The 12,183-nt window shown below is 70.6% G+C and carries 14 protein-coding genes; 11 read left to right on the top strand and 3 right to left on the bottom strand.

The annotated features are described in order from the left end of the window. Positions 1 to 76: 76 nt before the first annotated feature. From F6J84_RS09100 to F6J84_RS09075, 6 genes are all read left to right on the top strand, one after another. A complete protein-coding gene (locus F6J84_RS09100; RefSeq protein ID WP_150973169.1) occupies positions 77 to 898 on the top strand; it encodes an SDR family NAD(P)-dependent oxidoreductase in 822 nt (273 codons plus the stop codon). 129 nt (positions 899 to 1,027) lie between these two features. Further along, positions 1,028 to 2,008 (top strand): aggregation-promoting factor C-terminal-like domain-containing protein, encoded by a 981-nt coding sequence (locus F6J84_RS09095; RefSeq protein ID WP_238702434.1) that lies wholly within the window; start codon positions 1,028 to 1,030, stop codon positions 2,006 to 2,008. Positions 2,009 to 2,146: 138 nt separating this feature from the next. After that, positions 2,147 to 2,650 carry a DUF427 domain-containing protein gene (locus F6J84_RS09090; protein ID WP_150973167.1) on the top strand — a complete coding sequence of 168 codons (504 nt, stop codon included), beginning with the start codon at positions 2,147 to 2,149 and terminating at the stop codon, positions 2,648 to 2,650. Between the two features lie 80 nt (positions 2,651 to 2,730). Continuing rightward, complete coding sequence (locus F6J84_RS09085; RefSeq protein WP_150973164.1) at positions 2,731 to 3,474, top strand: NUDIX hydrolase; 744 nt, start codon at positions 2,731 to 2,733, stop codon at positions 3,472 to 3,474. A gap of 55 nt (positions 3,475 to 3,529) precedes the next feature. Beyond that, complete coding sequence (locus F6J84_RS09080; RefSeq protein WP_238702432.1) at positions 3,530 to 4,927, top strand: HNH endonuclease signature motif containing protein; 1,398 nt, start codon at positions 3,530 to 3,532, stop codon at positions 4,925 to 4,927. A gap of 224 nt (positions 4,928 to 5,151) precedes the next feature. Next, complete coding sequence (locus F6J84_RS09075; RefSeq protein ID WP_150973161.1) at positions 5,152 to 6,054, top strand: SDR family NAD(P)-dependent oxidoreductase; 903 nt, start codon at positions 5,152 to 5,154, stop codon at positions 6,052 to 6,054. A gap of 12 nt (positions 6,055 to 6,066) precedes the next feature. On the opposite strand, the gene F6J84_RS09070 is transcribed toward F6J84_RS09075, so the two are convergent. Together F6J84_RS09070 and F6J84_RS09065 are read right to left on the bottom strand one after the other, a co-directional pair. Next, complete coding sequence (locus F6J84_RS09070; RefSeq protein WP_150973158.1) at positions 6,067 to 6,480, bottom strand: CBS domain-containing protein; 414 nt, start codon at positions 6,478 to 6,480, stop codon at positions 6,067 to 6,069. Between the two features lie 99 nt (positions 6,481 to 6,579). Continuing rightward, positions 6,580 to 6,951, bottom strand: a complete 372-nt coding sequence (locus F6J84_RS09065) for a DUF488 domain-containing protein (RefSeq protein WP_238702431.1) — start codon at positions 6,949 to 6,951, stop codon at positions 6,580 to 6,582. 136 nt (positions 6,952 to 7,087) lie between these two features. On the opposite strand from F6J84_RS09065, the gene F6J84_RS09060 reads away from it, so the two are divergent. Next, positions 7,088 to 7,648: an NYN domain-containing protein gene (locus F6J84_RS09060; RefSeq protein WP_150973155.1), complete on the top strand. Its 561-nt coding sequence runs from the start codon at positions 7,088 to 7,090 to the stop codon at positions 7,646 to 7,648. Between the two features lie 3 nt (positions 7,649 to 7,651). After that, positions 7,652 to 8,113, top strand: a complete 462-nt coding sequence (locus tag F6J84_RS09055; protein WP_150973153.1) for an ASCH domain-containing protein — start codon at positions 7,652 to 7,654, stop codon at positions 8,111 to 8,113. On the opposite strand, the gene F6J84_RS09050 is transcribed toward F6J84_RS09055, so the two are convergent. After that, positions 8,110 to 8,487 carry a nuclear transport factor 2 family protein gene (locus tag F6J84_RS09050; RefSeq protein ID WP_191905623.1) on the bottom strand — a complete coding sequence of 126 codons (378 nt, stop codon included), beginning with the start codon at positions 8,485 to 8,487 and terminating at the stop codon, positions 8,110 to 8,112. The two genes, F6J84_RS09055 and F6J84_RS09050, sit on opposite strands and share 4 nt — an antisense overlap. 253 nt (positions 8,488 to 8,740) lie before the next feature. On the opposite strand from F6J84_RS09050, the gene phnD reads away from it, so the two are divergent. Genes phnD through phnE form a run of 3 tightly spaced genes read left to right on the top strand, consistent with a single transcriptional unit; the run spans position 8,741 to position 12,183 of the window. Then, positions 8,741 to 9,727 (top strand): phosphate/phosphite/phosphonate ABC transporter substrate-binding protein, encoded by a 987-nt coding sequence (gene phnD, locus F6J84_RS09045; RefSeq protein ID WP_191905622.1) that lies wholly within the window; start codon positions 8,741 to 8,743, stop codon positions 9,725 to 9,727. Positions 9,728 to 9,745: 18 nt separating this feature from the next. Next, positions 9,746 to 10,549 (top strand): phosphonate ABC transporter ATP-binding protein, encoded by an 804-nt coding sequence (gene phnC, locus F6J84_RS09040; RefSeq protein ID WP_238702430.1) that lies wholly within the window; start codon positions 9,746 to 9,748, stop codon positions 10,547 to 10,549. After that, the gene (gene phnE / locus F6J84_RS09035) at positions 10,546 to 12,183 is read left to right on the top strand and encodes a phosphonate ABC transporter, permease protein PhnE (RefSeq protein ID WP_150973145.1); all 1,638 of its coding nucleotides are present in this window, start codon (positions 10,546 to 10,548) and stop codon (positions 12,181 to 12,183) included. Before phnC ends, phnE begins: the two co-directional genes overlap by 4 nt.

Genomic DNA, 12,183 nt, shown 5'->3' with positions numbered 1-12,183 from the left:
GGGAACGGGCTAGGAGTTCGGGGAACATCCGGGAAAGCCGCGGTGTGATGGGACACCCCCACCCGAAGGAGCATCCGTGCCTCGCACCATCGTCATCACCGGAGCCAGCGACGGAATCGGTGCCGCCGCGGCGGCGCAGGTGCACGCGGCGGGCGAGCAGGTCGTCGTCGTCGGGCGAGACCCCGGCAAGACGAAGGCGGTGGCCGCCCGGCTGGATGCCCCGTGGCACGTCGCGGATTACACCGAGCTGTCGCAGGTGCGGGACCTCGCCGCCGAACTCCGGGAGTCCTACCCTCGCATCGACGTGCTGGCGAACAACGCCGGGGGGATCTTCGCGGAACGCGCCGTCACCGCGGACGGATTCGAGCGCACGTTCCAGGTGAACCACCTGGGCGGGTTCCTGCTCACCAATCTGCTCCTGGACCGCTTGATCGCGGACCGGGCGTCCGTCGTCCAGACATCCAGCCTCGCGGCGCGTCGATTCGCGAGATTCGACATCGACGACCTGCAGAACGAGCGCTCCTATTCCTCCGGATCCGCCTATGGGAACGCGAAGCTGGCCGACATCCTCTTCACGAAGGAACTGCTGCGCCGCCACGGTGACGACGGCGTCCACCCGGTCGCCTTCCACCCCGGCGCGATCGCCAGTAGCTTCGCGGCCGCCGCATCCGGGCCGTGGCGCTTCATGTACACGAACCCCCTCACGACCCGGTTGCTGTCCTCCACGGAGGAGGGCGGATCCCGGCTCGCGTGGCTCGCCCTCGGCAAGCCCGGGGTCGACTGGACTCCGGGAGAGTACTACGCCCGGAACCGCGTCGCCCGGACGAACCCGCTCGCCGACGACCCCGGACTGGCGAAGCGGCTGTGGGACCGGAGCGCGGAGATGGTCGGGCTCTGAGACGCGCCCGCGAGGGCCGTTGATCTGGCCTTTTCCGGGAACGGCTCCCACCTGGCGCCCAGGGATCACGGATGGATCGCCCAGGGACGGGGGCGCAGACTCGTTGCTTCGCGTCTTACCCGGAGACGCGTGGCGCCGCAGAGGCGCACCGATCCTATGGAGGACCTCACGTTCGTCATGCGTTCCGAACAGAAGCTCGCCCGAGCCCGTCGCCGTACCCGCCGCCGCACGATCGCGACCGTCACGGTCGGCGCCGTCGCGGCCCTCGGCATCCTGACCACGAATGCCGCCGCTGCGGCCGATTCGACGCTCACGGATGAGGGCAGGCCGGCGGGGTACGCGTCGACGCCGGCAGCGAAGACCGACGCTCTGGCGACGGCACTGGCATCGCTCGACACGCAGGGCACGAGCGCGACCGCCAAGGCCACCCTCGCCGCCGGTGAGGCGGCGCTCGCCGACGCCGAGGCGATCGTCTCCGAGATGTCGTCCTCCGGACTCGACTTCGGGAGCGCGAAGACCACGATCGACACGGAGCCGCTCGCGGAGGCCGTCGAGGAGATGTCCGACACGGGGCTTCTGCCGGCGTTCCTCTTCGTCGAGCTCGCGCAGACGGTCAAGGCGCAGACGGAGATCGTCGCCGATCACGTCGTGGACCTGCGCGAAACGCTCACCGAGGCCGTCGCCGAGAAGGCGGCTGCGGATGCGGCTGCCGCTGCCGCCGCGGAGGCGCAGCGTCAGGCCGAGGCCGCCGCGGAGGCGCAGCGCCAGGCCGAGGCGGCCGCCGCGGCTCTCGCTGCGGTGAACACCCCCGCCGGCGCCAAGTCCTATGCGCAGCAGCTGGCTTCCCAGCAGTACGGCTGGGGCGGGGACCAGTTCTCCTGCCTCGTCTCGCTCTGGCAGAAGGAATCGGGCTGGAACTACCAGGCCTACAACCCGAGCGGCGCGACCGGCATCCCGCAGGCGCTCCCGGGCAGCAAGATGGCGTCCTCCGGAGCCGACTGGCAGACCAACGCCGCCACGCAGATCGCCTGGGGGCTCGGCTACATCTCCTCGGTCTACGGCACGCCGTGTTCCGCGTGGGGGCACTCGCAGGCCACGAACTGGTACTGATCCCGCACTCAGCCCGCGCCTCAGGGCGCGGGCTGAGTCTCCGCCACGGCCGGACGCGTAGGGTGTGCGCATGTCAGCGACAGAGCGAGAGCAATGCGCAGCAGGTGCCATGCACCGGTCGGCTCGGCGGGTGGGGCGATGAAGGCGCGCCTCCCGGTCCCGCTGCCCACCCGTCCTGGCCAGGAATCCGTCTGGGCCTATCCGCGGCCACCCCGCATCGAGCGAGTTCCGCGGCGGGCGCGGATCGTCCTCGGCGGGGAGGAGATCGTCGCGACGGATGATGTCGTCCGGGTGCTGGAGACGAGCCATCCGCCGGTCTACTACCTTCCGATCGCCGCCTTCGCCGACGGCAGCCTGGTGCCCACGCACGGTGGCTCGTTCTGCGAGTACAAGGGTTCCGCGACGTATTTCGACGTCCACGGCGGCGGGGCGATACGCCCGCGCGCGGCGTGGACCTACCCCAGCCCCTCGCCCGGGTACGAACTGCTCACCGGGCGGGTCGCGGTGTACGCGCAGGGCATGGACGCCTGCATGATCGATGACACCGAGGTCCAGCCCCAGCCGGGGGAGTACTACGGCGGATGGATCACGCCGGACGTCGTGGGGCCGTTCAAGGGCGTCCCGGGCTCGGCGGGTTGGTAACGCCGGCTTCGCATCCACCGGGCTCGGAGCGGAACGGCGTCGCCGGGCGTCCCGACGACGATCGGCGCTACCCTGAACGGATGCCGGCCGAACCCACTGCCCTGAGTGCCCGGGCGCAGCTGCGGGCGGTGGCGGAACGGTCGTCTCGCGGGCAGGGCGGTGACGAGTTCGCTCCGCTCTTCTCCGTGCCGGCCCCCACGGACTCCCGCCGGGCATCCGTGCTCCTGCTGTTCGGGGTGCTCGACGGACTGCCCGCCGGCCACGATGCGCACGACCTGCCCGTCTCCCGTGACCTGGACGTGCTGCTGCTCGCCCGTGCCTCCACGCTGCGCGCTCATCCGGGGCAGGTGGCCTTCCCCGGCGGACGAGTCGACCCGGACGACGAGGGACCGATCGCCGCAGCCCTTCGCGAGGCCCGCGAGGAGACCGGCCTCGACCCGACGGGGGTGGAGGTGCTCGGCACCCTGGAGACCCTGCCGCTCGTGTTCTCCCGCCACCTGGTGACGCCCGTGCTCGGGTGGTGGCGCAGTCCCTCACCCGTCCGCGTCGTCGACGAGGGGGAGTCCGCCGACGTGTTCCGCGCGCCGGTGGCCGACCTGCTGAACCCCGCCAACCGGGGCGTCACGGTGCTGTATCGCGACGGCGAGGAGTTCCGCGGCCCGGGTTTCCTCGTGCCGCACGCCGGCGGCGAGTACATCGTCTGGGGCTTCACCGCGATGGTGCTGGACGGTCTGTTCACCCGGCTCGGGTGGACCGAACCGTGGGACGATCAGCGGCGCCTGCCTCTCGTCGTGCCGGATCCGGACTCCGCGGCGACCCGCTGACCAGCGCCGCGCGCGACGACCGGTCGATGTCGGAGGTCCGCCGTAGTCTCTGGATATGACGGTGATCACCGATCGGTTCCGGCCAGAATCCGCCCCGCGTGCGGCGGAGGACGACCCCTGCTGGTGGACCGATGAGGACCTCTGCGGGTGGACCGATGAGGATCTCGACGCCGTCGGCCTGCCTACGCCCGACACGCTCGAGCACATCCTCGAGATCGATGCGGTGATGGCGGGCTTCGCCGCGCAGCGCGCCGTCTCGGTTCACCGGTTCTGGCGCGAAGCCATCGGACGCCCCCGCGGACCCCGCGCGACGCGCGAGATCGTCGACCGCTCCGTGCGGCTCGAGCTGGCGACCGCGCTGAGGATCACCGAGAACGCGGCGGGGATGCTGCTGGCGCGGTCTCGGGCACTGGTCGAGTCCTACCCCGGGCTTCTCGATGCCCTCGCCGCCGGCCGCGTCACCGAGCGCCATGCGGACGTCTTCGTCGATGCGATGGACGAGGTCGATGCGATGGACGAGGTCGATCCGGAGGTGCGTGCACGGATCGTGGAGCGCGCACTGGAGTTCGCAGAGGCCGAGCCGCTCGGGACGTTCCGGCGTTCTCTGCGCCGGCTGATCGACACCGCCCGGTCGGTCAGCCTCGCGGACCGGAACGAGGAGGCGCTGCGTCAGCGCCGCGTCGTACGGGAACCGGCACAGGACGGGATGGCGTGGCTGTCGCTGTACATCCCCGCGGTCGAGGCGCAGGCGGTCCTCGATCGCGCGACCGCCATGGCTGAAGTCCTCGCGGCGGCGGACGGTGAGACCCGCACGCTCGACCAGCTCCGCGCCGACGTGGTGAGCGACCTGCTCATCGATGGCGAGGTACCGGCCCACCCCGAGGCCGCGCGGGGCATCCGGCCGCGCGTCGCCGTCACCGTCCCGGCCCTGTCCTTGCTGGACGACCGTGCGGCGGCGGATGCTCCCGCGACGGTCGAAGGCCTCGGGCCGATCGCCATCGAGCGGGCGCGCGAGCTCTGCGGGGCGGCCGCGGGCTGGATGCGGGTGCTGACGCACCCCGAGACCGGCGTCGTCCTGTCGGTCGGGCGTGAGCAGTACCAGCCGCCGCCGGCGCTGCGGAGACTCGTCCGCTGGCGATCCGGCCGATGTATGGCCCCCGGGTGCGGCAGACCCTCGGACCGATGCGAGATCGATCACACGATCGCCTGGGAGGACGGGGGAGAGACGGCGGCATGGAACCTCGCCCCGCTCTGCACAGGGCATCACACGATCAAGCATCACGGGAACTGGGCCGTGCAGCAGCTGCCCGGCGGTGTGCTCGAATGGCGGTCGCCGACCGGCAGACGGTACCTGGTGGAACCCGAACGACGGATGCCTTCTTTCGTGCCTGACGCCGGCCGAGCATCGGCGTCGATGAGCGGTCCGTGCCTGGGCGAGACGCCGCCCTTCTGAACGGGTGGGCGCCGGCGGTGACAGAAACGCCCGTCGGGGTCGGGTCAAGACGGGGGCGATAGAGGGAACAGAAGGCTTCGACCTCACGTCGGTGCAGAATGCACCCACGACCCCCTCACGCCGACGGGCGCTTCTGGGTCACGCAGGCACGAGGGTACGCCTGTCCGCCCGATTACGCACGGGGTCGGGCGGAACTGATGGGAGGATGCCCCGGAGGGGGACACATGCCACGACGTCGCGAACCCACGCCGCTGCCCGATCTGAGCGGGCGCACCGCACTCGTCACGGGTGCGAGCGACGGGGTGGGGCTCGAGATCGCCCGGGCGCTGGCCGGAGCGGGTGCCGAGGTGCTCATGCCGGTGCGCAACCGGGTGAAGGGCGAGCGGGCGATGGAGCGCATCCGCCGCACCGTCCCGCGCGCCCGTCTCGTCCTGCGGGACCTCGACCTCGCCCGCCTGTCATCCGTCAGGAGCCTCGCGGCCGGTCTGGTCGCCGAGGCGCGACCGCTCGACCTCGTCGTCCTGAATGCGGGGATGGTGCTCCTGGGCGACCCGCGCCGACACGTGAGCGAGGACGGGTTCGAGCTGCATTTCCAGACGAACGTCCTCGGGCATGTGGCGCTCCTGCGCGCAGCCGCGCCCCTCCTGCGCGAGGGCAGTCGGGTCGCGGTGCAGTGCAGCATCGCCGCCGCGGTGGGACGGCTCCGCTGGGACGACCTGCAGAGCACCCGCGGGTACACCGCCTTCCGCGCCTACAGCGCATCGAAGCTGGCTCTGGGTCTCTGGGGCTTCGAACTCGCGCGGCGCACCGCATCGTCGGGGGTGCGTGTCGCCGTCTGCCACCCCGGTGTCTCGCCGGGGACCGAGATCGCCCCGCGCATCCGCGACCGGGTGCCGGCCGGTATCCGGGACCCCGCCATCGCACGGCTCGGCAACAGTCCCGCCGATGCGGCCGGCCCGGCGCTCCTGGCGCTGACCACGGATGCTCCGACGGGCGCGTTCTTCGGCCCGTCCGGCCTGCTCGGGATCAGCGGGCCGCCCACCGAACGGCGCCCCTTCCGGCGGCTGCGCAGTGCAGCGGATGCCGCCCGCATCCGGGACGTCATGGTGAGGATGCTCGACGGGTGACGAGCCCGGCGCTCAGGCGGAGATCTCGCCGACCGCCTCGCCGGTGTCCTCGGGGGCGAGGGAGCGGGCGAGATCGGCCTGCGTCACGATGCCCACGAGGTCGTGCCCCTCGATGACGGGTAGGCGCCGCACGTGATACGCCTTCATCGTCTTCAGTGCCTTCCGGACGTCGTCGTCCGCCTTGATCGTGATGAGCGTGCGCTGAGCGAGCTGGCCCGCGGTGGTGAGGGCGGGGTCGCCTCCCTCGGCGAGGCACTTCACGACGATGTCGCGGTCGGTCAGGATGCCTTTCAGGCGCTTGTCGTCACCGCAGATCGGCAGTGCACCGACATCCAGCGTGGCCAGGAGACGCGCAGCCTCGATCAGCGTCTGGTGCTCTCCCACGCAGCGCGGTGCAGGTGTCATGACGTCTCGCGCGACGGTCATTCCGGCTCATCTCCCTCCGCATCGGGTGATGCGGTCGACGGTAGGCCGCCCGCGGGGGTGCAGGAAGGGGGCTTGACAGTGCCGATGTCTCCGGCCGCGCTATCCGTGCCCGCGCAGGATCCGCGCCAGGACCGCCGCTTCGCTGATCGCGGGGTCCTTCGTGGCCGTCAACAGGGTGAGCGGACCTGCGGACGCCAGCTCGCGGAGGTGCTGGAGCGCCTCGGCCGACTGCGGGTCGTCGAGTTCCCGGCGATAGCGCGCGGTGAACTCCTCGAAGCGCTCGGGAACGTGGCCGTACCAGGTGCGCAGTTCGGGGGACGGGGCGACCTGCTTCAGCCATTCATCGAGGTGCGCTCGCTCGCGGCTCACGCCACGGGGCCAGAGCCGGTCCACGAGGACCCGGGAGCCGTCCGATCGCCGCGGCTCGTCGTAGACCCGGCGGACCTGGATCGGATGCGGCGTCCTGCGCACGGGGTCTCCTCTCCGGCGGATTGCTCCGCAGCGTAGGCGGGTCGGGCGGCGTCCGCCAGGGCCGGGCGGCACCGGCGTGGGTCGGCACGCCCCGTAGGATCGGTCGCGAGCGCGCATCGCGCAGGAAGGTCGTCGCATGCACGCCAACAGCCGGAACACCTGGGTCCTCGTCGACGGGGAGAACATCGACGCGACGCTGGGTGGCTCCATCCTCGGTCGCCGCCCCCAGCCCGACGAGCGGCCGCGGTGGGACCGGATCCTCAGCTTCGTGGAGCGCACCTGGGATCAGACCGCGAGGGGCCTGTTCTTCCTGAACGCGACCACCAACCTGCCCATGACGTTCGTCCAGGCGCTGAAAGCCCTGGGGTACGAACCCGTGCTGCTGTCCGGACCCGCCGACGCCAAGGTGGTCGACATCGCCATCCAGCGCACCCTCCAGGCGCTGCGCGAGCGCGAGGACGACGTGGTGCTCGTCAGCCACGACGGGGACTTCGTCGAGGACATCGAACCGCTCCTCGACGGCCGCCGCCAGGTGGGTGTGCTCGCGTTCGGAGAGTTCCGCAACACCACCTACGCCACCCTGCCGGGGATCACGTTCTTCGACCTCGAATACGACGCGCGGGCGTTCGACGCGCCGCTGCCCCGCATCCGGGTCATCCCGATCGAGGAGTTCGACCCGCTGGCGTTCCTGGGCTGAGCCATGGCGCCTGATCAGCAGCCCCTCGTCGAGTTCTGGCGCCTCCGTCGATCGGAGTCGCCCGACCTGCCGGATGCGATGCCGGCCTCGTGGGCCTTCGGGGCCACCCCGGCGCACGCGGACGAGCTGCTCGCATTGGTTCTCGCGGGCGTGAAGACCGGTACGGCCTCCTCCCTCTGGGACTACGAGCACAGCGGAGAACCGCTGCCCGAGGAGGGTGAGCTCAGCATCATCCTGGACGGCACGGGCGCTCCGCGCGCCGTGATCGAAACGACGCGCATCCGCATCGTGCCCTTAGGCGAGGTGGACGAGGAGCATGCGCACGCCGAGGGGGAGGGCGACCGCAGCCTCGCCTCCTGGCGCGAGGTGCACGAACGGTACTGGCGACTGCATTCCGAGAACCCCCGTGGTTTCGCGCCCGACATGCCGGTCGTGTGCGAGCGGTTCCGCCTGCTGTACCCCTAGGCGGGCGCTGCGGGAGGAGTCCGCGCAGGCACCGGCGTGCCCTGGTGGAAGAAGCAGCGCATCGTCCCGCGTTCCCGGCGCCAGAGCGAGGACCGGCGGCTCGTCCGCCCCCTGGACTCGAGGCGGTACGTGAGAAGGACGGTGTCTGGTCCGATGACGCGTCCGTCACAGTCGCTGAGGGTGGCCCCGAGAACCTCGTCGTCACTCTCCAGGAGCGCCGCGATGATGTCCGCCCTGGTCCAGGGGCGGCCGGATTGCCCGATCTCCCGGAAGTCGGCGGCGAGCAACCGGTCGAGGTGCACGGCATCGGTCCGTGTCTGCGCGGTGAGCAGCGATGTCTCACCCTCCCACGCCGATGCGATCAGATCAGTCACGATCCCCACCCTATGAGTGCACCCGAATCGTTCACCGGCGCCGCGGTGAGCGATCGGCGGACACGCGGGAACTCGTGACGCGAACGTCATATTGATTGACATTCTCACGCAGCAGTGGTGAACTCTCGGCAAGCGGCAGGGTGGTCTCGCCTCAATGGTGAGCAATAGGCCACACATTCCCGTTCGGTCGAACACGGAGTTGCCGCCTGATCGACGTCTCGCCCCAGCGGTCCAACCCAGAAAGTGCTCAACGATGCGCAAAACTCCGATCGTCGTGTCCCTCGCCGTCCTCGGCCTCGTCTTGGCCGGATGCGGAAGCAGTCCCAACGCGCGGCCGGAGGCGGCCCCGACGGCAGACGCTCCCGAAGAGCTCGTCTTCGCCGTCGTCCCGACCGATAACAGCAAGGCGCTCGAGGCGTCGTTCATGCCTCTCGTGGCGGCGATCGAAGAGGGGACCGGGATCCCCACCCGCATCGAAGCCGTCAGCAGCAACGCCGGTGTCATCGAAGCCCAAGCCGCCGAACGCGTCGACATCGCGGTGTACGGGGCCTTCTCCTACTACCTCGCCACCGACGTGGCCGACATCACCCCGGTCGCGATGGACCAGCTCACGCCCAAGCCGGGCTCCGGCGCCGTGCAGTCGTACGGTGTCGTCGCCGGGGGCTCCGACATCGCCTCGATCGACGACGTCGCCGGCCGGACGGTGTGCTTCACCGACCCGGCCTCCACGACCGGATACCTCGCCGCCGCGGCCGGCCTTCTCGAGGCGGGGATCGACCCCGAGAACGACATCACCCCGATATTCGCGGGTAAGCACGACGTCGCGGTCACTCAGATGCTCGCCGGCGACTGCGAGGTCGCCTTCGTCGCGGGCACCTTCATCACCGACCTCCTGCCCGCGCGGGGCGTGATCGCCGAAGGGGACACCGCTACCGTGTGGACCTCGCCCGACATCCCGGGCACGCCGCTGGTCATCGGCAACTGGCTGAGCGACGACCTCAAGGAGAAGATCATCGAAGCGGTGCTCGGCTACGACGCCGTGACCGCCGCCGAGGCCGGTCTGTGCGACGACGCGCAGCGCGAATCTCCCAGCACGTGGGGGGACGAGTACACCGGGACGATGGCGTGCGAGTGGGGTGGCACCGGAGCGTTCGCGTTCGAACCCGCGACCGACGGTGACTACGACTCCATCCGCACGATCTGCGACACCACGCAGGCCGAGGTCTGCCGCAACGACTGACCCGAGAGAAGCAGCATCGTGTCCACGACGCACTCCGGCGCTCCGGCGACGGCATCACAGCTTTCCGCTCCGAGCCTCAGCATCCGGGGCCTGAGCAAGAGCTTCGGTGCCAAGACGGTGCTGCACGACATCGACCTCGAGGTCTCACCGGGGCAGTTCGTCGCCCTGGTGGGACGCTCGGGGGCGGGTAAATCCACCCTCCTGCGCCTGATCAACGGCAGCCATCGGCCAACGAGCGGCTCGGTCACCGTCCTCGGGACGGACCCGGCCGCATGCCGGCGCCGTGAACTCCAGCGCCTCCGTTCGCGCGTGGGGTTCATCTTCCAGCAGTTCGGTCTCGTGGGCCGCCTGAGCGCGCTCGAGAACGTCCTGATGGGGGCGCTCGGAGCCCTCCGGATGCCGCGGTACGGCGTCGGGAGCTATCCCCGAGCCCTGCGCGAACGCGCCGCGGAGCAGCTGGAGCGCGTCGGCCTGGCGGACGAGCGGTTCCAGCGCTGCGACACGCTCTCCGGCGGTCAGCAGCAACGCGTGGCCATCGCCCGCACTCTCCTGCAGGAGGCCGAGATCGTCCTCGCCGACGAGCCGGTCGCCTCACTCGATCCCACGGCGAGCGTGTCGGTGCTGGCGATGTTGCGCGAGCTCAGCGCAGAAGACGGCTTCACCGTCATCTGCTCCCTCCACCAGGTCGACCTCGCACTGCAGGTGAGCGATCGCATCGTGGCCGTCCGCGACGGAGCCGTCATCCTCGACGCACCCACGAGCGAGACGACGGAGGACCAGTTGCGCGCCGTGTACCGCGCCGTAGAGGCCTCCGGCACATGACGCAGACGCTCGACCGTCCGCCTCGCGCCGGGCGTCCGGAGCGAGGGCTCACCAGACCCGCGCGACGCCTCACTACCTGGGCCATCCCGCTCGCATATCTCGCCGTCACCGCGTTCGGGATCTGGTGGATCGACATCCGTCCGGAGGCCGTCGCGGCCGGATTCGGCGACATCGCGCGTCTGCTCGAACGGATGCTGCCGCCCGAGAGCGGCAACGTGCCGGGCCTGCTCAGCGGAGCGCTGGAAACGCTGTGGATCGCGATCGCGGGCACCGGGCTCGCCACGATCGCCTCCGTGTTCCTCGCCGCGGCCGCGGCGCGCACGTTCACGGGCCCGAAGCCCGTGCAGTGGGCGGCGCAGTTCATCATCGTCGTGACCCGCGCGATTCCCTCCCTCGTGTTCGCGCTGATCTTCGTGCGCATCTTCGGGCTCGGGCCCCTTGCCGGCGGCCTCGCGATCGCGGTGCACTCGGTCGGCATGATCGGCAAGATGATGGCCGACGTCTTCGAGGAGCAGGAACCCGCGCCCCGTGAGGCGATCGCAGCGGTGGGGGCCGGGCGCCTTCAGAACTTCGTGGCGACCACCTTCAGCCGGGCCCTCCCGTCGGTCACCTCCCTCGTGCTCTACCGCCTCGACATCAACATCCGCGCTTCCGCGGTGCTCGGGCTCGTCGGCGCGGGCGGCATCGGCGTGGCGTTGCAGACGGCGATCGGCTCGCTCAACTACCGGCGTGCGGCGGGCATCATCCTCGTGATCGTGGGGATGCTGCTGGTTCTCGAGATCGTGTCCTATCTCGTCCAGCGGACGGTCGCCGAGCATGCCGACACGGGCACCACTGCGGAACTGTACGGCCGGGGCCGCGACGCGGCCACCGCGGGATGGAACCGCGCCCGCATCCTGCGGTCGACCGGCGCGCTCGTCGCGCTCGCGCTGTTCGTCTTCTCCCTCACCCAGCTCGCGTTCAACCCGGCCCGGCTCGGCCGTGCGTGGGAGAACACGCTGGCGCTCCTCAGTGGCTTCGTCCCGCCGATCATCACGACCGACGTGCTCGCCGGCATCTTCGAAAGCGTCATCATGGCGCTCACCGCCACGACGTTCGGGGGCGTGCTGGGGCTGGTCATCGCGGTGCTCTCGACCAACCTCCTCATCCGCTTCGAACCCCTCTCGCTGCTGCTCCGCGGGGTGGTGGTGCTGGTGCGGGGCGTGCCGGACATCATCTACGCCCTCGTGTTCGTCGCAGCCCTCGGTCTCGGTCCCTTCGCCGGATTCCTCGCGTTGGCGATCTCGTGCACGGCACTGGCGGCGAAGTTCTTCACCGACGCGCTTCAGAAGGTCGACCCCGCGCCCCTGCGCGCCCTGGAGGCCACCGGCGCCAGCCGTCTGCAGGTGTTCGTGAGCGGTGTCTGGCCGCAGTTCGTCCCGAGCTTCATCGGCAACAGCCTCTTCACCTCCGACCTCGCCCTGCGCGAGTCGGCGGTGCTCGGCATCGTCGGCGCGGGCGGGATCGGGTTCCTTCTGGACGAGTCCGTGGCGAGCCTGGACTACCAGACCACGGCCGGCATCCTGGTGTGCCTCATCGTCGTCGTCGTGGCCCTCGAATCAGTCGCCCGATGGGCGAGGAAGAAGGTGATCTGA

It is taken from the genome of Microbacterium caowuchunii, from assembly GCF_008727755.1.
Taxonomy (GTDB): Bacteria; Actinomycetota; Actinomycetes; order Actinomycetales; family Microbacteriaceae; genus Microbacterium; species Microbacterium caowuchunii.
The sequence above is the reverse complement of the archived record's forward strand: the minus strand, read 5'-3'. Positions and strand labels throughout refer to the sequence as shown.